Origin of the sequence: Cellulomonas dongxiuzhuiae, assembly GCF_018623035.1 — a bacterium.
Classification (GTDB): domain Bacteria; phylum Actinomycetota; class Actinomycetes; order Actinomycetales; family Cellulomonadaceae; genus Cellulomonas; species Cellulomonas dongxiuzhuiae.
Genome location: NZ_CP076023.1, coordinates 2,159,611 through 2,178,155, shown reverse-complemented (window position 1 = coordinate 2,178,155; position 18,545 = coordinate 2,159,611). Strand labels below are relative to the sequence as shown.

14 protein-coding genes are annotated in these 18,545 nt (G+C 72.3%); 10 read left to right on the top strand and 4 right to left on the bottom strand.

Annotation, left to right across the window (positions count from 1 at the left end; genetic code table 11):
* Positions 1-74: 74 nt before the first annotated feature.
* The 3 genes from uvrB to KKR89_RS09800 all read left to right on the top strand — a co-directional run bounded on the left by uvrB (position 75) and on the right by KKR89_RS09800 (position 4,467).
* Positions 75-2,180: an excinuclease ABC subunit UvrB gene (gene uvrB, locus KKR89_RS09810; protein ID WP_208195181.1), complete on the top strand. Its 2,106-nt coding sequence runs from the start codon at positions 75-77 to the stop codon at positions 2,178-2,180.
* A 221-nt stretch (positions 2,181-2,401) separates the two neighbouring features.
* On the top strand, positions 2,402-3,451 hold the full coding sequence (locus KKR89_RS09805) for a TerC family protein (protein WP_208195180.1): 1,050 nt from the start codon (positions 2,402-2,404) through the stop codon (positions 3,449-3,451).
* Positions 3,448-4,467, top strand: a complete 1,020-nt coding sequence (locus KKR89_RS09800; protein WP_208195179.1) for a TerC family protein — start codon at positions 3,448-3,450, stop codon at positions 4,465-4,467. Before KKR89_RS09805 ends, KKR89_RS09800 begins: the two co-directional genes overlap by 4 nt.
* A 45-nt stretch (positions 4,468-4,512) precedes the next feature.
* On the opposite strand, the gene KKR89_RS09795 is transcribed toward KKR89_RS09800, so the two are convergent.
* Positions 4,513-4,806 (bottom strand): YciI family protein, encoded by a 294-nt coding sequence (locus KKR89_RS09795; protein WP_208195178.1) that lies wholly within the window; start codon positions 4,804-4,806, stop codon positions 4,513-4,515.
* Between the two features lie 73 nt (positions 4,807-4,879).
* Between KKR89_RS09795 and KKR89_RS09790 the strand changes: the two genes are divergently transcribed.
* Positions 4,880-6,043, top strand: a complete 1,164-nt coding sequence (locus tag KKR89_RS09790; protein ID WP_208195177.1) for an acyl-CoA dehydrogenase family protein — start codon at positions 4,880-4,882, stop codon at positions 6,041-6,043.
* Between the two features lie 4 nt (positions 6,044-6,047).
* On the opposite strand, the gene KKR89_RS09785 is transcribed toward KKR89_RS09790, so the two are convergent.
* Together KKR89_RS09785 and KKR89_RS09780 are read right to left on the bottom strand one after the other, a co-directional pair.
* A complete protein-coding gene (locus KKR89_RS09785; protein WP_208195724.1) occupies positions 6,048-6,764 on the bottom strand; it encodes an MBL fold metallo-hydrolase in 717 nt (238 codons plus the stop codon).
* Complete coding sequence (locus tag KKR89_RS09780) at positions 6,761-8,626, bottom strand: glycoside hydrolase family 15 protein (RefSeq protein ID WP_243882219.1); 1,866 nt, start codon at positions 8,624-8,626, stop codon at positions 6,761-6,763. The genes KKR89_RS09785 and KKR89_RS09780 overlap by 4 nt, the downstream gene beginning before the upstream one ends.
* 70 nt (positions 8,627-8,696) lie before the next feature.
* On the opposite strand from KKR89_RS09780, the gene uvrA reads away from it, so the two are divergent.
* Positions 8,697-11,609: an excinuclease ABC subunit UvrA gene (gene uvrA / locus KKR89_RS09775; protein ID WP_372438473.1), complete on the top strand. Its 2,913-nt coding sequence runs from the start codon at positions 8,697-8,699 to the stop codon at positions 11,607-11,609.
* Positions 11,610-11,641: 32 nt separating this feature from the next.
* Here uvrA and KKR89_RS09770 read toward each other — a convergent pair whose 3' ends face one another.
* Complete coding sequence (locus KKR89_RS09770; protein WP_208195175.1) at positions 11,642-12,151, bottom strand: OsmC family protein; 510 nt, start codon at positions 12,149-12,151, stop codon at positions 11,642-11,644.
* Between the two features lie 100 nt (positions 12,152-12,251).
* On the opposite strand from KKR89_RS09770, the gene uvrC reads away from it, so the two are divergent.
* The 5 genes from uvrC to gap all read left to right on the top strand — a co-directional run bounded on the left by uvrC (position 12,252) and on the right by gap (position 18,533).
* On the top strand, positions 12,252-14,279 hold the full coding sequence (gene uvrC / locus KKR89_RS09765; protein WP_208195174.1) for an excinuclease ABC subunit UvrC: 2,028 nt from the start codon (positions 12,252-12,254) through the stop codon (positions 14,277-14,279).
* Positions 14,276-15,217, top strand: a complete 942-nt coding sequence (rapZ, locus tag KKR89_RS09760) for an RNase adapter RapZ (RefSeq protein WP_208195173.1) — start codon at positions 14,276-14,278, stop codon at positions 15,215-15,217. The genes uvrC and rapZ overlap by 4 nt, the downstream gene beginning before the upstream one ends.
* The gene (locus KKR89_RS09755; protein ID WP_208195172.1) at positions 15,214-16,221 is read left to right on the top strand and encodes a gluconeogenesis factor YvcK family protein; all 1,008 of its coding nucleotides are present in this window, start codon (positions 15,214-15,216) and stop codon (positions 16,219-16,221) included. The genes rapZ and KKR89_RS09755 overlap by 4 nt, the downstream gene beginning before the upstream one ends.
* 64 nt (positions 16,222-16,285) lie before the next feature.
* Entirely contained in the window at positions 16,286-17,266 is a 981-nt protein-coding gene (gene whiA / locus KKR89_RS09750) for a DNA-binding protein WhiA (RefSeq protein WP_208195171.1), read from the top strand.
* A gap of 262 nt (positions 17,267-17,528) precedes the next feature.
* Positions 17,529-18,533, top strand: coding sequence for a type I glyceraldehyde-3-phosphate dehydrogenase (gap, locus tag KKR89_RS09745; protein WP_208195170.1), 1,005 nt, complete (start codon positions 17,529-17,531; stop codon positions 18,531-18,533).
* Positions 18,534-18,545: the final 12 nt, after the last annotated feature.

The following is an 18,545-nucleotide window of genomic DNA, read 5'->3' as shown; positions in this document are numbered from 1 at the left end:
CGCTGACGGCCGCCCGTCCGGGCTCCGCGCACCGACGCCGCGTCGATGTCGGTGGGCCGACGTAACGTGGGCACATGCGCCCCGTCACCGACCTGCAGCGGACCGTCGCGCCGTTCGAGGTGATCTCCGAGTACACCCCGAGCGGCGACCAGCCGGCGGCGATCGCGGAGCTCGCGGCGCGCGTGCGGGCCGGCGAGAAGGACGTCGTGCTGCTCGGCGCGACCGGGACCGGCAAGTCCGCCACGACGGCGTGGCTCATCGAGGAGCTGCAGCGCCCGACGCTCGTCATGGCACCGAACAAGACGCTCGCCGCGCAGCTCGCCACCGAGTTCCGCGAGCTCATGCCGAACAACGCGGTCGAGTACTTCGTGTCGTACTACGACTACTACCAGCCCGAGGCGTACATCGCGCAGTCGGACACGTACATCGAGAAGGACTCCTCCATCAACGAGGAGGTCGAACGCCTGCGGCACTCGGCCACGAGCTCGCTGCTGACCAGGCGCGACGTCATCGTCGTCTCGTCGGTCTCGTGCATCTACGGCCTGGGCACGCCGCAGGAGTACGTGGACCGCATGGTGACGCTCGCGGTCGGCGACCGGATGGACCGCGACCAGCTGCTGCGCAAGTTCGTCACCATGCAGTACACGCGCAACGACATGGCGTTCACCCGTGGGACGTTCCGCGTGCGCGGCGACACCGTCGAGATCATCCCGGTCTACGAGGAGCTCGCGATCCGCATCGAGTTCTTCGGTGACGAGATCGAGGCGATCGCGACGCTGCACCCCCTGACGGGCGACGTCGTGCGCTCCGAGCAGCAGATGCACGTCTTCCCGGCGACGCACTACGTGGCCGGGCCCGAGCGCATGGAGCGCGCGATCGCCGGCATCGAGGAGGAGCTCGAGCAGCGGCTCGCCGAGCTCGAGCAGCAGAACAAGCTGCTCGAGGCGCAGCGGCTGCAGATGCGCACGACCTACGACATCGAGATGATGCGCCAGATCGGCTCGTGCTCGGGGATCGAGAACTACTCGCGCCACATCGACGGCCGCGCGCCGGGCTCCGCCCCCAACACGCTCATCGACTACTTCCCGGAGGACTTCCTCCTCGTCATCGACGAGTCGCACGTGACGGTGCCGCAGATCGGCGCGATGTTCGAGGGCGACATGTCCCGCAAGCGGGCGCTCGTCGACCACGGTTTCCGGCTGCCGAGCGCGGTGGACAACCGGCCCTTGCGCTGGGAGGAGTTCGTCGAGCGGATCGGCCAGACCGTCTACCTGTCCGCGACCCCGGGCGACTACGAGCTGTCGATGGCGGACGGCGTCGTCGAGCAGATCATCCGCCCGACCGGCCTCGTCGACCCGCAGGTCCTGGTCAAGCCCACCAAGGGCCAGATCGACGACCTGCTGGGCGAGATCCGCGAGCGGGTCGAGCGCGACGAGCGCGTCCTGGTGACGACGCTGACCAAGAAGATGTCGGAGGACCTGACCGACTACCTGCTGGAGAAGGACGTGCGGGTGCGCTACCTGCACTCGGAGGTCGACACGCTGCGCCGCGTCGAGCTGCTGCGCGAGCTCCGGCTGGGGGAGTTCGACGTGCTCGTGGGCATCAACCTGCTGCGCGAGGGCCTCGACCTGCCCGAGGTCTCGCTGGTGGCGATCCTCGACGCCGACAAGCAGGGCTTCCTGCGCTCCGGCAAGTCCCTCATCCAGACCATCGGCCGCGCCGCGCGCAACGTGTCGGGCGAGGTCCACATGTACGCGGACACCGTGACCCCCGCGATGCGGCAGGCCCTCGACGAGACCGAGCGCCGCCGCGACCGGCAGATCGCCTACAACGTCGAGCACGGGATCGATCCGCAGCCGCTGCGCAAGCGCATCGGTGACATCACCGACATGCTCGCGCGCGAGGACGCCGACACGGCCGAGCTGCTGGGCGGTGCCGGCCGGCAGTCGAGCCGCGGCAAGGCGCCCGTCCCGGGCCTGGGGTCGCGCGGCGGTGCGGGGGACGACCGGACGCGGCTGACGGGCGCGGCGGCGCACGACCTCGCCGACCTCATCCAGCAGCTCACGGACCAGATGCACGCTGCCGCCGGTGAGCTGCAGTTCGAGCTCGCGGCCCGTCTGCGGGACGAGATCTCAGGCCTGAAGAAGGAGCTCCGCCAGATGCAGTCCGCGACCGCCTGAGGCGCGCCCGGCCCGCCGGTCGCCGGCTGGGAGTGGCACGAGAGCCGTCGTCACCTATAGTTCGGGGCGGAGGGGAGTACTCCCCACGACGTCATCGTCATCACGGTCGCCAGCGTTGCCGGCCCGGTGCGTCGGCCACGCGCGACCCCGCACCGGCGGCGGTGGGCGCTGGCGGAAGAGACCTCCGATCCCTCGTCGTACCGATCCGGAGGTCTGTTTTCGTGGATGTTCCCCTGTGGGTGTGGGCCGTCACCGTCGGCGTCATCCTCGTCATGCTCGCTGTCGACTACGTCGGGCACGTGCGCTCGCCGCACGAGCCCACGCTCCGGGAGTCCGCCTGGTGGTCGGCCGGCTACGTCGGCGTCGCCCTCGTCTTCGGGGTGCTGGTGTGGGCCGTGTGGGGCTCGACGTACGGCGCGGAGTACTTCGCCGGGTACGTGACCGAGAAGAGCCTGTCGGTCGACAACCTCTTCGTGTTCGTCCTGATCATGGCGAGCTTCCGGGTCCCCCGGCTGTACCAGCAGAAGGTGCTGCTCATCGGCATCACCATCGCGCTGGTGCTGCGGACGGTGTTCATCTTCGTCGGTGCCGCGTTCATCGAGCGGTTCAGCGCGATCTTCTACCTGTTCGGCGCCTTCCTGCTGTACACCGCGTGGACCCAGATCAAGTCCGGCAGCACCGAGGACGACGAGTACCACGAGAACCTCGTGCTGCGCTGGACACGTCGCGCGTTCCCGACGACCGACGACTACGTCGGCGACAAGATGATCGTCCGGCGCGACGGCAAGCGGTTCATGACACCGATGCTCATCGTGATGGTCGCGATCGGTACCGCCGACATCATCTTCGCGGTCGACTCCATCCCGGCGATCTTCGGCCTCACGCAGGAGACGTACCTGGTCTTCGCGGCCAACGCGTTCTCGCTGCTCGGGCTGCGCCAGCTGTTCTTCCTCATCGACGGCCTGCTCGACAAGCTCGTCTACCTGGCCTACGGCCTGGGTGTGATCCTCGGCTTCATCGGCGTCAAGCTGCTCATCCACGCGCTGCACACCAACGAGGTGCCGTTCATCAACGGCGGTGAGCACGTCACGGTCGTCCCGGAGATCGGGACGTGGGTCTCGCTCGGCGTCATCGTCGGCACCCTCGTGGTGACGACGGTGCTGTCGCTGCGGCGCACGCGTCTCGACGAGGCCGCCGCCGCACGCGCGCGGTCCCGCGCCCACACCCACGGTCTGGCAGCGGGAGACGAGGACACCGAGGGCCGGAAGTGACGCACGAGCTGCCGCTCGCCTTCGAGGTCGCGACGCTCGTCGCGGTCGTGGCGATCCTGCTGCTCGACCTCGCGGTCGTCCGTCGTCGTCCGCACGTGCCCTCGATCCGCGAGAGCGTGACCTGGGTGGCCCTGTACGTGGGCCTCGCGCTCGTGTTCGCGGGCGTGCTCGCGCTCGTCGGCGGGGCGGCGCCCAGCGGCGAGTTCCTGGCCGGCTGGTTGACCGAGTACAGCCTCTCGGTCGACAACCTCTTCGTGTTCCTGCTCATCATGTCGAGCTTCGCCGTGCCCCGGGAGCAGCAGCAGCGGGTGCTGATGGTGGGGATCATCATCGCGCTGGTCCTGCGTGCCGTGTTCATCGTCGCGGGTGCCGCGATCATCGAGCGGTACACGTGGGTGTTCTACGTGTTCGGGGCGTTCCTCGTGTGGACGGCGGTCAAGCTGGTCCGCGAGGGCGTCGGCGGTGGTGACGAGGCGTACGAGGAGAACCGGCTCGTACGGACCGTGCGACGCGTCCTGCCGATGTCCCCGACCTACGACGGCGGCAAGGTTCGCACGGAGCACGACGGCCGGCGCGTCTTCACGCCGCTCGTGGTGGTCTTCGTCGCCATCGGCACGACCGACCTGCTGTTCGCGTTCGACTCGATCCCCGCGGTCTTCGGCCTCACGCACGACCCGTTCATCGTGTTCACCGCGAACGTGTTCGCGCTCATGGGCCTGCGACAGCTGTACTTCCTGCTGGGAGGGCTCCTCGACAGGCTCGTCTACCTGCCGTACGGCCTGGCCGCGATCCTCGCGTTCATCGGCGCGAAGCTCGTGCTCGAGGCGCTCGCGACCAACGCGCTGCCGTTCCTCAACGGCGGCGAGCCCGTGGCATGGGCTCCCGAGGTGCCGACGTGGCTGTCGCTCGTGGTCATCGCGGCCGCGCTCGGCGTCGCGACCGCCGCGAGCCTCGTCCGGTCCCGCCGCAGCGCGGCCCGGCTGCCGCAGGCGCTGGGAGCCGCTGCCCCGGACTGACGGCACCCTGAGGCGTGGGCCGACCCGCAGGGGTCGGCCCACGCGTCAGGACGAGGGTGTCGACCAGGGGCCGAGGACCAGGTTCCACCCGCGTACCTCGGTCGCGGTGACGAGGCCGTCGCGGGCGAACGGGTCCTGCGCGAGCACGGTGCGCAGCGCGCTCTCGTCCGGCGCCTGCAGGACGAGCAGCGCACCGGGCTCGCCGTCGATGAAGGGACCGGAGCCCAGCAGGACCCCCGCCGTCGCGAGCTCGGCCAACCAGGCGCGGTGCTCGGGACGGACCGCGTCGCGGACCTCGGCCCGCTCGTCGTAGGTGTAGCGGACGGCGAAGATGCTCATGACGCCATCCTGCCCGAGGTCGCCCGTCCGGTGGCGGGACCGACCACGGCCGGCGCGGTGGCAGAGTGGTCGGATGGCCCGCACGCTGCGCACCCTGCTCACCGACGACGTCCTCGCGCGGATCCGCGCACGCGCCGACGCCCACGACCGCGACAACACGTTCCCGCACGACGACCTGTCCGACCTGGTCGCGGCGGGCTACCTGCGCGCGTTCGTCCCCGAGCACCTCGGCGGTGCGGGCCTGACCCTCGAGGAGGTCGCCCGCGAGCAGGTGCGCCTCGCCGGAGCGGCCCCGGCGACGGCCCTGGCGGTCAACATGCACCTCGTCGTCACGGGGCTCGCGGCGCTGCTCGTGGCACGGGGTGACCGGTCGGTGGAGTTCGTCCTGCGCGACGCGGCCGCGGGCGAGGTCTTCGCGTTCGGCAACTCCGAGGCGGGCAACGACCTCGTCATGTTCGGGTCCCGGACGCGGGCCGTCCCGCAGCCCGACGGCGGCTACCGGTACCACGGGACGAAGATCTTCACGTCCCTGTCGCCCGTGTGGACGCGCCTGGCGACGTTCGGCCTGGACGACTCCGACCCCGACGACCCGCGGCTCGTGCACGGTGTGGTCGCGCGCGACGGCGGCGGCGTCGAGCCGCGCGACGACTGGGACGCGCTCGGCATGCGGGCGTCGCAGTCCGCGACGACCGTGCTCGACGGGGCGTACGCGCCGGCCGACCGCGTGTACCGGCGGCTGCCCGTCGGACCCTCGGCGGACTCCTTCGTCTTCGCGCTCTTCGCGGTGTTCGAGACGCTGCTCGCGGCCGTGTACACCGGCATCGGCCGGCGCGCGCTCGAGCTGGGGGTCGGGCACGCCCGGCGCCGCACCTCGTTCAAGCACGGCGGTCGGTCGTACGCGCAGGACCCCGACATCCGCTGGCGCATCGCCGATGCGGCGCTCGCGCAGGACGGCGCCGAGCTGCAGGTGTTCGCCCTGGCGCGCGACGTCGACGAGGAGGTCGACCACGGTGCGCGGTGGTTCGCGCAGCTCGTCGGCCTCAAGGTCCGCGCGACCGAGACCGCCCGTGTCGTCGTCGACCTCGCGCTGCGCGTCTCCGGGGGCGGCGCCTACTTCACCGGCAGCGAGCTCGCGCGGCTGTACCGCGACGTGCTGGCCGGCATCTACCACCCGTCCGACGACGAGTCGGCGCACGCGACCCTCGCGACCTCGGTGCTGGGCCCGCCGCAGGACTGAGCCGTCACCACCCGCGGGCGGCCCAGGCCGGCAGCGAGGGCCGCTGCTCGCCCAGGGTCGTGTCGTCGCCGTGCCCCGGGTAGACCCACGTGTCGTCGCGGTACCGCTCGAAGACGCGGGACGTCACGTCACCGAGCAGCTGCGCGAACCGCTGCGGGTCGCCCTGGGTGCTGCCCACCCCGCCGGGGAACAGGGAGTCGCCCGTGAAGAGGTGGACGCGCCCCGGCACCGCACCGGGTGCCGAGGCGTCGTCCGGCTCGGTGAGGGCGAGCGCGACGGAGCCCGGCGTGTGACCTCGCAGCGCGACGACGTCCAGCACGAGGTGGCCCACGGCCAGGCGGTCGCCGTGCTGGAGGCGGGTGTCCACCGGGTGGCCGCCGAGCCTGCTGACGGCGTCCGCGTCGGGCGCCCCGGCTGCGAGCCGTGCACCGGTCACGGCGACGACCGACGCGACGGCGCCGAGGTGGTCGCCGTGCTGGTGGGTGACGACCACCACGTCGAGCCGCGCGGACGGGGATCCTTCGCGCACCAGCGCGAGCAGACGGTCCGGGTCGGTGGGTGCGTCGACCAGCAGCTGGGCGCCGGAGCGGCGGCAGGTCACGAGGTAGGCGTCGTTGTCCATCGGGCCGACGGACGCCTTGCGGATCTCCGCGTCGTCGAGCACCCGGACCGCGCTGGCGCCGCCCGGGACGACGCGCCCGTCCCAGCCGCCGTCGCTCAGCACGCGCCCACCCGCGTGGCCGCCCGCCGTGCGGCCAGGTCGTGGCTGTGGGCCGCGCGGACCAGGGCGAGGTGCGACAGCGCCTGCGGCACGTTGCCCACCATGTGGCGCGTCATCGGGTCGTACTGCTCCGCCAGCATCCCGACGTCGTTGGCCAGGGGGACGAGGGCGTCGAGCACCTCCGTCGCCCCGGCGAGGTCGTCCGAGCGCGCCAGCGCGTCGGCGAGCCAGAACGAGCACGCGAGGAACGGGGACTCGGCTCCCTGCAGCCCGTCGTCGGTGCGCTCGGTGCGGTAGCGCAGCAGCAGGCCGGGGGCGACCTCGAGCTCCTCGCGCACGGCCGCGATCGTGCCGCGGGCGTGCGGGCCGTCCGGCGGGACGAAGCCCACGTGCACGATCTGCAGCAGCGACGCGTCGGTGTGCTCCGCGCCGTACTGCTGCACGAAGGTCTGGCGCTCGGCCGACCACCCGTGCTCCATGACGTCGGCGCGGACCTCCTCGCGCACCCGCCGCCAGCGGTCCACCGGGCCGGGCAGGCCGTGCGTCTCGACGGCCCGGACCGCCTGGTCCAGCGCAGCCCAGACCATGACCTTCGAGTGCGTGAAGTGGCGCGGGTCCCCGCGCACCTCCCAGATGCCGCGGTCGGGCTCGCGCCACGCGCCCGCCAGGGCGTCGACGAGGTGCCGCTGCAGCGACCACGTGTCGGCGGTCTCGGACAGCCCCGCGTCCCGGGCCATGGCGAGCGCGGACATCACCTCGCCGAGCACGTCGTGCTGCACCTGGCCGACCGCCGCGTTGCCGATGCGCACGGGGCGCGACCCGGCGTAGCCCGGCAGGTGGTCCAGCTCGAACTCGGGCAGCCGCCGCCCCCCGTCCACCCGGTACATGATCTGCAGGTCCTTGGGGTCGCCCGCCACCGCGCGCACGAGCCAGTCCCGCCACTGCGTCGCCTCGTCGCGGAAGCCCTGCTCGAGGAGCGCCTCCAGGGTCAGCGAGGCGTCGCGCAGCCAGCAGAAGCGGTAGTCCCAGTTGCGCTCGCCGCCGAAGGTCTCCGGCAGCGACGTGGTGGCAGCGGCGACGATGCCGCCGGTGGTGACGTCGGACAGCAGACGCAGGACGAGCAGGGAGCGGACGACCGCCTCCCGGTACGGCCCGCCGTAGGTGCAGTCCCGTACCCACACCCCCCAGGCGATCTCGGTGGCGTCGACCCGGTCGGGCACCGTCAGCCGCGGCGGGACGGGCTCCCACGAGTGGACCCACGTCAGGGAGAGCTCGACGGCCTGGCCCGCGTGCAGCGTGAAGAGGTCGTGGTGGCGGCGACCGACGGGCCGGGGGAGCCGGTCGCCACGCAGCACGAGAGAGTCGGGCCCGGCGACGGCCCGGATCGTGTCGCAGCCCTCGACGTCGGTCTCGTGCCGCACCCACGGCTCGACGGCGCCGTACCCGAACCGCACGACCCAGTCGTGCTCGACCTCCACCTCGCCGTGCGTGCACTCGACGCGGCGCACGAGGTCGGCCCGGCCGTCGGCCAGCGGCATGGCCTCGGTGACGACGGCCGTGCCCCGCGGGGTGCGGTACGTGGTCTCGAGCACGAAGGAGTCACCGCGGTACCGGCGGGTCACCTCGGTCGCGTCGCGCACCGTCAGCAGCCAGCGGCCGTGCTCGGGCGTACCCAGCAGGGCGGCGAAGCAGGCGTCGGAGTCGAACCGCGGCAGGCACAGCCAGTCGACCGAGCCGTGGCGCGACACGAGTGCGGCGGTGTGGCCGTCACCGAGCACGGCGTAGTCCTCGATCGGCACCTGCCGGCCGAGCAGCGCCGGGAGTGCCGGGCGGGTGGGGGAGAGGGGCGGGGGGGCGTCCATCGGCCCCAGCATGGCGCTCGTCGCCCGGCGCCGCTTGTCGCGACGCGCCGACGTTCGTGATCTCGAACACATGTGCGATTGTCGGTTGCCCCACGTAGACTCGTCGGCTGTGACCCATCCTCTGTCCGACCGTCTCGTGGTCCGCGGCGCCCGGGAGCACAACCTCCGCAACGTCGACCTGGACCTGCCGCGCGACGCGCTCATCGCGTTCACCGGCCTGTCAGGGTCCGGCAAGTCCTCGTTGGCGTTCGACACGATCTTCGCCGAGGGGCAGCGTCGCTACGTCGAGTCGCTCTCGGCGTACGCCCGCCAGTTCCTGGGGCAGATGGACAAGCCCGACGTCGACTTCATCGAGGGGCTGTCGCCCGCGGTCTCCATCGACCAGAAGTCGACCAACCGCAACCCGCGCTCGACGGTCGGGACGATCACCGAGGTCTACGACTACCTCCGCCTCCTCTTCGCCCGCGCCGGCACGCAGTACTGCCCGGTGTGCGGTGAGCGTGTGACCGCCCAGACGCCGCAGCAGATCGTCGACCGGTTGCTCGAGCTCCCGGACGGCACGCGCTACCAGGTCCTGGCGCCCGTGGTCCGCGGACGCAAGGGCGAGTACGCCGACCTGTTCCGCGAGCTGCAGGGCAAGGGGTTCTCGCGGGCCCGGGTCGACGGTGAGGTCGTCCAGCTCGCGTCACCGCCGACGCTGGAGAAGAAGCTCAAGCACGACATCGAGGTGGTCGTCGACCGGCTGGTCTCCCGCGAGGGCGTCCAGCGGCGCCTGACGGACTCCGTCGAGACGGCGCTCGGGCTCGCCGGCGGCCTGCTCGTCGTCGAGCTCGTCGACGCCGAGGCCGACGACCCGGAGCGCGAGCGCCGCTTCTCCGAGAACCGCGCCTGCCCGAACGACCACGTGCTGACCCTCGAGGAGGTGGAGCCGCGGACGTTCTCCTTCAACGCGCCCTACGGCGCGTGCCCCGAGTGCACCGGCATCGGGTCGCGCCTCGAGGTCGACCCGGAGCTCGTCATCCCGGACGACGAGCTCTCGCTCGCCGACGGCGCCGTCGCGCCGTGGGCGCAGACCTCCTCGGAGTACTTCCAGCGCGTGCTGTCGGCGCTCGCGTCCGATCTCGGGTTCTCCATGGACACGCCCTGGCGGGCGCTGCCGCAGCGTGCGCGGGACGCGGTCCTGCACGGCGAGAACCACGAGGTCCGCGTGAAGTACCGCAACCGGTGGGGCCGTGAGCGGCAGTACTCGACCGGGTTCGAGGGCGTCATCACCTTCCTGCAGCGGCGCCACGCGGAGACGGACTCGGACTGGAGCAAGGAGAAGTACGAGGCCTTCATGCGCGAGGTCCCGTGCCCCGCGTGCCAGGGCGCCCGCCTGAAGCCCGAGGTCCTCGCGGTGAAGGTCGGCGGCCGCTCGATCGCGGACGTCTGCGCCCTGCCGATCGACGAGGCCCGTGCCTTCATCGACGGCCTGGAGCTCGGCGAGCGCGAGCGGGCGATCGCCGCGCAGGTCATCAAGGAGATCCAGGCGCGCCTGGGCTTCCTGCTCGACGTCGGCCTGGACTACCTCTCGCTCATGCGGCCGGCGGCGACGCTGTCCGGTGGTGAGGCCCAGCGCATCCGGCTGGCGACGCAGATCGGCTCGGGTCTCGTCGGCGTGCTGTACGTGCTGGACGAGCCGTCCATCGGGCTGCACCAGCGCGACAACCGGCGGCTGATCGACACGCTGACCCGCCTCCGGGACCTCGGCAACACGCTCATCGTGGTCGAGCACGACGAGGACACCATCCGGGCGGCCGACTGGATCGTCGACATCGGCCCCGGCGCAGGTGAGCACGGCGGCCGCGTCGTGCACTCGGGCGACCTCGCCGGCCTGCTGGCGTCGCAGGAGTCCGTGACGGGCGCGTACCTGTCGGGCCGACGCTCCATCCCGATGCCGGCGGCACGCCGACCGGTCGACAGGTCCCGGCAGATCACCGTCGTCGGTGCGCGGGAGAACAACCTGCGCGGGATCGACGTGTCGTTCCCGCTGGGCGTGCTCACGGCCGTGACCGGGGTGTCGGGGTCGGGCAAGTCGACGCTCGTCAACGCGATCCTCTACACCGTGATGGCCAACGAGCTCAACGGCGCACGGCAGGTCGCCGGGCGCCACAGGCGCGTGACCGGCCTCGACCAGCTCGACAAGGTCGTGCACGTGGACCAGGGCCCGATCGGGCGCACGCCGCGGTCCAACCCTGCCACCTACACCGGTGTGTGGGACCACGTCCGTCGGCTGTTCGCCGAGACGTCCGAGGCCAAGGTGCGCGGATACGCGCCCGGCCGGTTCTCCTTCAACGTCAAGGGCGGCCGCTGCGAGGCGTGCTCGGGCGACGGCACCCTGAAGATCGAGATGAACTTCCTGCCGGACGTGTACGTGCCCTGCGAGGTCTGCCACGGCGCCCGGTACAACCGCGAGACGCTCGAGGTCCACTTCAAGGGCAAGACCGTCGCCGACGTCCTGGCGATGCCCATCGAGGAGGCGGCCGACTTCTTCGCCGCCGTGCCGGCCATCTCGCGGCACCTGCGCACGCTCGTCGACGTCGGGCTCGGGTACGTCCGGCTCGGGCAGCCGGCACCGACGCTCTCGGGCGGCGAGGCGCAGCGCGTCAAGCTGGCGGCCGAGCTGCAGCGCCGGTCGACCGGCCGCACCATCTACGTCCTCGACGAGCCGACGACGGGCCTGCACTTCGAGGACATCCGCAAGCTCCTGGGCGTCCTGCAGTCGCTGGTCGACAAGGGCAACACCGTCCTGGTGATCGAGCACAACCTCGACGTGATCAAGAACGCCGACTGGGTGGTCGACATGGGGCCCGAGGGCGGGTCGGGCGGAGGGCTGGTCGTGGCCGAGGGCACCCCCGAGCACATCGCGAGCGTCCCCGAGAGCCACACGGGCCGGTTCCTCGCCGAGGTGCTCGAGCCCGCGCGTGTCGAGGTGCCCGCCTGACCGTGCGGTCAGGTGGGGCCGTGCTCGTGCGGTCAGGCGGGGGCGCGCTCGTGCGCGAGCGGCCCCGCCTCGTGGCGCACGGGGAAGTTCACGGACCGCGCGATGAAGCAGTGCTCCTGGGCGCGGTGGTGGACTGCGGCGAGCAGTGCGTCGTCGACGGGCGTGCCGTCGGCGAGGGCCGCGTTGCGGACGGTGACGCGGGGGCGGAGCACGACCTCGGTGAACTGGCCGTGGCCGGCGGCCTCGATCCGCATGGTCCCCGACGCGGAGTCGGTGTACCCGACGACCACGACGCCCGCGTTGGCGGCGAGGTGCAGGAACCACAGCATGTGGCACTGGGAGAGCGCCCCGACCAGGAGGTCCTCGGGCGACCAGCGCTCCGGGTCGCCGCGGAACCCCGGGTCCGACGTCCCGGGCAGCGGCGGCCGCCCGCCCGACGTCAGGACGTGGTCCCGACCGTACGAGGTGTACGTCGCGGTGCCGGCCTCGCGGGCGCCCGTCCACGTCAGGTCCACGGAGAACTGGTGCAGGAGGTGTGCCATGCCCAGACCCTAGTGGCGCACGTCACACCCGCGTCGGTGCATCCGTCGGGGCGCGCCCCCCGGCGCGGTCCTGTCGGTCCGCGGACTTAGGCTCGGACGCATGGCCGACCCCGCCACCTACCGACCGGCCCCCGGCGAGATCCCGGACGCGCCCGGCGTGTACCGCTTCCGGGACGAGCACGGCCGCGTCGTCTACGTCGGCAAGGCCAAGAGCCTGCGCAACCGGCTGAACAGCTACTTCCAGGACATCGCGGGGCTGCACCCGCGGACGCAGCAGATGGTCACGACCGCCGCCGCGGTCCAGTGGACGGTCGTCGGGACCGAGGTCGAGGCGCTCGCGCTCGAGTACTCCTGGATCAAGGAGTTCGACCCGAGGTTCAACGTCAAGTACCGCGACGACAAGTCCTACCCGTACCTCGCGGTGACGATGGCGGACGAGGTGCCGCGCGTCCAGGTCATGCGGGGCGCCAAGCGCCGCGGGACGCGCTACTTCGGCCCCTACGCCCACGCGTGGGCGATCCGCGAGACCGTGGACCTGCTGCTGCGGGTGTTCCCGGTGCGCACGTGCTCGGCCGGGGTCTTCAAGCGGGCACGTCAGCAGGGACGCCCGTGCCTCCTCGGCTACATCGACAAGTGCTCGGCCCCGTGCGTGGGGCGGATCGGCGTCGAGGAGCACCACCAGCTCGCGCAGGACTTCTGCGACTTCATGGCCGGTGACACCGCGCGCTTCACGCGGCGGCTGACCCGCGCCATGAAGGACGCGGCGGCCGACCTCGACTACGAGCGCGCCGCCCGCCTGCGCGACGACATCAAGACGCTGGAGAAGGCCACCGAGCGCAACGCGGTCGTGCTGTCCGACGGCACCGACGCCGACGTCTTCGCGATGGCGGGCGACGAGCTGGAGGCGGCCGTCCAGGTCTTCCACGTGCGCGACGGCCGCATCCGCGGGCAGCGTGGCTGGGTCGTCGAGAAGGTCGAGGACCTCGACGACGCAGCGCTCGTCGAGCACCTGCTGCAGCAGGTGTACGGGAGCGAGGACCCCGAGGCCGCGACCGCGTCCGTGCCGCGCGAGGTGCTCGTCCCGGTGCTGCCGACGGACGTCGAGCAGGTGCAGGCGTGGCTCACGGGGCTGCGGGGCGGCAAGGTCCAGGTGCGGGTGCCGCAGCGCGGCGACAAGCGGGAGCTGGCCGCCACGGTGCTGCGCAACGCCGAGCACGCGCTGGCGCTGCACCGCACGCGACGCGCGGGCGACCTCACGAGCCGATCCATGGCGCTCCGGGAGATCCAGGAGGCGCTCGACCTGCCGACCGCGCCGCTGCGCATCGAGTGCTACGACGTGTCCCACAACCAGGGCACCTACCAGTCGGCTTCGATGGTCGTGTTCGAGGACGGCCTCGCCCGCAAGAACGAGTACCGGCTGTTCACGGTCCGCGGCCCCCAGGGCGAGGGGGCGCGCGACGACACCGCCGCCATGCACGAGGTCATCACGCGACGCTTCCGGCGCTACCTCGCGGAGCGCGTCGACGCGCACGACCCGGAGCTGGACGACGGCGACGAGGACGACGCGCCACGCACCGGGCCGGTCGACGAGCGCACCGGCCGGCCCACGCGCTTCGCCTACCCGCCCAACCTCGTCGTCGTGGACGGCGGGCCACCCCAGGTGGCCGCCGCGGCAGCCGCGCTCGCCGAGCTCGGCATCGACGACGTCGCCCTGTGCGGCCTCGCCAAGCGCCTGGAGGAGGTCTGGCTCCCGGGGGAGGAGTACCCGGTGATCCTGCGACGGTCGTCCGAAGGGCTGTACCTGCTCCAGCGCGTGCGCGACGAGGCGCACCGGTTCGCGATCACCGCCCACCGCAAGCGACGCAGCAAGGGCATGACGGTCTCCGTCCTCGACGACGTGCCCGGTCTCGGACCCGCCCGCAAGGCAGCGCTGCTGCGGCACTTCGGCTCGGTGAAGCGGCTGCGCGCGGCGACGGCCGAGGAGATCGCGACGGTGCCGGGCATGGGTGCGCGCACGGCCCAGGCCGTGGTCGCGGCACTCGCGGGACCGGCCGCGACGGGAGGCGAGGGGTCGCCCGGCACGTCGGTCGACCCGACCCTCGGGGAGCCTGGCATCCTGGGGGCATGAGCGAGCCCTCGCCGATCACGGTGCCGTCGGGCATCCCCGCACTCGAGGCGGCTGCCGAGGCGCCCGTCCTCGAGCAGCCCCAGGTCCTGGTCATCACCGGCATGTCCGGTGCGGGCCGCACGCGCGCGGCCGCGGTCCTCGAGGACCTCGGCTGGTACGTCGTCGACAACCTGCCCGCGCAGATGCTCACGCACCTCGTCGGCATGCTGACGAGCGGGCCGGTCGGGACCGGTGCACGCCGCCTCGCCGCCGTGATCGACGTGCGCGGGCGCGAGTACTTCGCCGCACTGACCGGCGTCCTGGACCACCTGCAGGGGACGGGTGTCGACCTGCGGCTCCTGTTCCTCGACGCGTCGGACGAGGTGCTCGTGCGACGGTTCGAGCAGGTGCGTCGCCCGCACCCGCTGCAGGCCGACGGCCGCATCCTCGACGGCATCGCGCACGAGCGCGCGCTGCTGTCCGACCTGCGCGAGCGCGCCGACACCGTGATCGACACCTCCGAGCTCAACGTCCACGACCTCGCGCGGGTCGTGCGGGCGGGCGTCGCGGACCCGGGCGACGACGTCCTGCACCTGTCCGTGCTGTCCTTCGGGTTCAAGTACGGCATCCCGCTCGACGCCGACCACGTCGTCGACGTCCGGTTCCTCGCCAACCCGTACTGGATCACCGAGCTGCGCCACCTGTCCGGCCGCGACGCCCCGGTGCGGGACTACGTCCTGGGGCTGCCCGGGGCGACGACGTTCGTCGACCGCTACGTCGAGGCCCTGGAGCCCGTGCTCGCGGGGTACCTGCACGAGGAGAAGCGCTACGCGACGATCGCGGTCGGCTGCACCGGCGGGAAGCACCGTTCCGTGGCGATCAGCGAGGCCATCGGAGCACGGCTGCGTGAGCGCGGGCACCGGGTGCAGGTGACGGCGCGGGACCTGGGCAAGGAGTGAGCGCGCCGTCGGTCGGCCGGTTCGGCGACCCGACGCGGCCCGCGGTCGTCGCGCTCGGGGGCGGCCACGGGCTGTCGGCGTCGCTGTCGGCGCTGCGGCTCATGACGGACCGGATCACGGCCGTCGTGACGGTCGCGGACGACGGGGGCTCCTCGGGGCGCCTGCGTGAGGAGATGGGCGTGCTGCCGCCGGGCGACCTGCGGATGGCGCTGTCGGCCCTCTGCGACGACTCGGAGTGGGGGCGCACGTGGCGCGACCTGCTGCAGCACCGGTTCGCGACGGACGGGCCCCTCGACCGGCACTCGGTCGGGAACCTGCTGATCGTGGCGCTGTGGGAGATCCTCGGCGACACCGTCGAGGGGCTGGACCTCGTCGGCCGCCTCCTGGGCGCACGCGGTCGGGTGCTGCCCATGGCGTCCGTCCCGTTGTGCATCGAGGCGGACGTGCGCACGGCGGACGGCAGGCGCGAGGTCGTGCGGGGTCAGACGCAGGTGGCCCTCACGTCGCACCGCATCGAGCAGCTGCGGCTGCACCCCGCCGACCCCCCGGCGTGCCCGGAGGCCGCCGCGGCGCTGCTGGAGGCCGACTGGGTCGTCCTGGGCCCCGGGTCGTGGTACTCGTCGGTCCTGCCGCACCTGCTGGTGCCGCAGCTGCGTGCGGCACTCGTCGAGACGGCGGCCCGGATCGTGGTGACGCTCAACCTGACGCCCGACCACGAGACCGAGGGCATGCGTGCCGTCGACCACCTCGAGGTGCTGCGCGCGCACGCGCCCGAGCTCTCCTTGCACGCCGTGATCGCCGACCCGGCGTCCGTCGACGACGTCGGTGAGCTGGCCGAGCTCTGCGCGGCGATGGGCTGCCGCCTGCTGGTCCGCCAGGTGCGGCGCGGCGACCAGAGTGCGGTGCACGACCCGCTGCGACTGGCAGCCGCGCTGCGGGACGTCGTCGAGGACTACCTCGGTGACGTCGGGACTCCTTCCGGGCACCGCGCCGCCGGGACGTGACCCCGATGGGTGACGGGTCACGGGACGGTCACGACCACCCGGGCGGCAGTGGCAGGATGACGCCATGGCGCTGACAGCACAGGTGAAGGACGAGCTCGCCCGGCTGAAGGTGGACAGGACGTCCTGTCGCAAGGCGGAGATCTCGGCGACCCTGCGGTTCGCCGGCGGGCTGCACATCATCTCCGGGCGCATCGTCATCGAGGCCGAGCTCGACACCGGGATCGCGGCCCGGCGCCTGCGGCAGGCCATCACCGAGATCTACGGGCACGAGAGCGACATCATCGTGGTCTCCGGCGGCGGTCTGCGCCGTGGCAGCCGCTACGTCGTGCGCGTGGTGAAGGACGGCGAGTCGCTGGCGCGGCAGACGGGTCTGCTCGACAACCGGGGCCGTCCGGTCCGAGGGCTGCCGCCGCAGGTCGTGTCCGCGGGCATCGGCGAGGCCGAGGCGGCGTGGCGCGGCGCGTTCCTGGCGCACGGTTCGCTCACCGAGCCGGGGCGCTCGTCGTCGCTCGAGGTGACGTGCCCGGGACCGGAGGCCGCCCTCGCGCTCGTGGGGGCCGCGCGGCGCCTGGGCGTCGCCGCCAAGGCGCGGGACGTGCGCGGGGTCGACCGCGTGGTGATCCGCGACGGCGACGCGATCGGCGTCATGCTGACGCGGCTCGGCGCGCACGACGCGATGCTCGTGTGGGAGGAGCGGCGCGTGCGCCGCGAGGTGCGCGGCACCGCCAACCGCCTGGCCAACTTCGACGACGCGAACCTGCGGCGCTCGGCACGTGCCGCCGTCGCGGCCGGTGCCCGCGTGGACCGGGCGTTCGAGATCCTCGGTGACGACCTGCCGGACCACCTGCGGCAGGCCGGTGAGCTGCGGCTCGCGCACAAGGAGGCGTCGCTCGAGGAGCTGGGCAAGTTCGCGGACCCGCCGCTGACGAAGGACGCGGTGGCCGGGCGCATCCGGCGCCTGCTGGCCACGGCCGACCGGCGTGCCGCCGAGCTCGGCATCCCCGACACCGAGGCGGGCCTGAGCCCCGACCTGCTCGACCTCTGAGGCGCCACGGCCCCCGACCCGTGGGACGGCCCGCGACGCGCGGGGTCCAGCATACGAACGGCGACCCGTGGTGGACCTTCGTCTTGGGCGAGCCCCGTGCCTCGGGGTATAGGCTCGGGGTCATCCGATCGCAACGAGGACGCAACGCGCTGGGCACGACCCGGCCGGTGGTGGTCAGTGGCGGTCGGGACGCACAGCGGCGTGCGTGACCGAACACCAACTGTGTGCGCCGGCTTTGATCGGCGCGTGCCGAGGAGGGCAAGTGACCATCAAGGTCGGCATCAACGGCTTCGGCCGCATCGGGCGCAACTTCTACCGCGCCATCCTGGCCTCGGGGGCCGACATCGAGATCGTCGGTGTCAACGACCTGACGGACAACCACACCCTGGCGCACCTGCTGAAGTACGACACGGTCCTGGGTCGCTTCCCGCAGACCGTCGACTACGACGACGAGAACATCATCGTCGACGGCAAGAAGATCCGTGCCCTCGCCGAGCGCAACCCGGCGGACCTGCCCTGGGGTGAGCTGGGCGCGGACATCGTCATCGAGTCCACCGGCTTCTTCACCGACGCCTCCAAGGCCAAGGCGCACATCGACGCCGGCGCCAAGAAGGTCATCATCTCGGCCCCGGCCAAGAACGAGGACGCCACCTTCGTCGTGGGCGTGAACCACGAGACGTACGACGCGGCGGCGCACCACATCATCTCGAACGCGTCCTGCACGACGAACTGCCTGGCCCCCGTGGCCAAGGCGCTCAACGACGCCATCGGCATCGAGCGTGGCCTCATGACCACGATCCACGCCTACACGGGTGACCAGAACCTGCAGGACGGCCCGCACCGCGACCTGCGTCGCGCCCGCGCCGCCGCGCAGAACATCGTCCCCACGACGACCGGCGCGGCCAAGGCCGTGGCGCTCGTCCTGCCCGAGCTCAAGGGCAAGCTGGACGGCTTCGCGCTGCGCGTGCCGGTCATCACGGGTTCGGCGACCGACCTGACCTTCACGGCCTCGCGCGAGGTCACGGTCGAGGAGGTCAACGCGGCGGTCAAGGCCGCGGCCGACGGCTTCCTGAAGGGCACGCTGGAGTACACCGAGGACGAGATCGTCTCCTCGGACATCGTCGGCAACCCGCACCAGAGCATCTTCGACGCGAAGCTCACCAAGGTGAGCGGCGACCTGGTCAAGATCGTCGCCTGGTACGACAACGAGTGGGGCTACAGCTCCAGCCTGGTCAAGCTCACCGAGTACGTGGGTGCGCGTCTCTGACGTAGGCAGCTC

Excerpts from the sequence above, each read along its gene's own strand:
- uvrB (WP_208195181.1), top strand. The coding sequence starts at position 75 with ATGCGCCCCGTCACCGACCTGCAGCGGACCGTCGCGCCGTTCGAGGTG.
- KKR89_RS09795 (WP_208195178.1), bottom strand. The coding sequence starts at position 4,806 with ATGAGCATCTTCGCCGTCCGCTACACCTACGACGAGCGGGCCGAGGTC.
- KKR89_RS09790 (WP_208195177.1), top strand. The coding sequence starts at position 4,880 with ATGGCCCGCACGCTGCGCACCCTGCTCACCGACGACGTCCTCGCGCGG.
- KKR89_RS09780 (WP_243882219.1), bottom strand. The coding sequence starts at position 8,626 with ATGGACGCCCCCCCGCCCCTCTCCCCCACCCGCCCGGCACTCCCGGCG.
- uvrA (WP_372438473.1), top strand. The coding sequence starts at position 8,697 with ATGTGCGATTGTCGGTTGCCCCACGTAGACTCGTCGGCTGTGACCCAT.
- KKR89_RS09770 (WP_208195175.1), bottom strand. The coding sequence starts at position 12,151 with ATGGCACACCTCCTGCACCAGTTCTCCGTGGACCTGACGTGGACGGGC.
- uvrC (WP_208195174.1), top strand. The coding sequence starts at position 12,252 with ATGGCCGACCCCGCCACCTACCGACCGGCCCCCGGCGAGATCCCGGAC.
- rapZ (WP_208195173.1), top strand. The coding sequence starts at position 14,276 with ATGAGCGAGCCCTCGCCGATCACGGTGCCGTCGGGCATCCCCGCACTC.
- whiA (WP_208195171.1), top strand. The coding sequence starts at position 16,286 with ATGGCGCTGACAGCACAGGTGAAGGACGAGCTCGCCCGGCTGAAGGTG.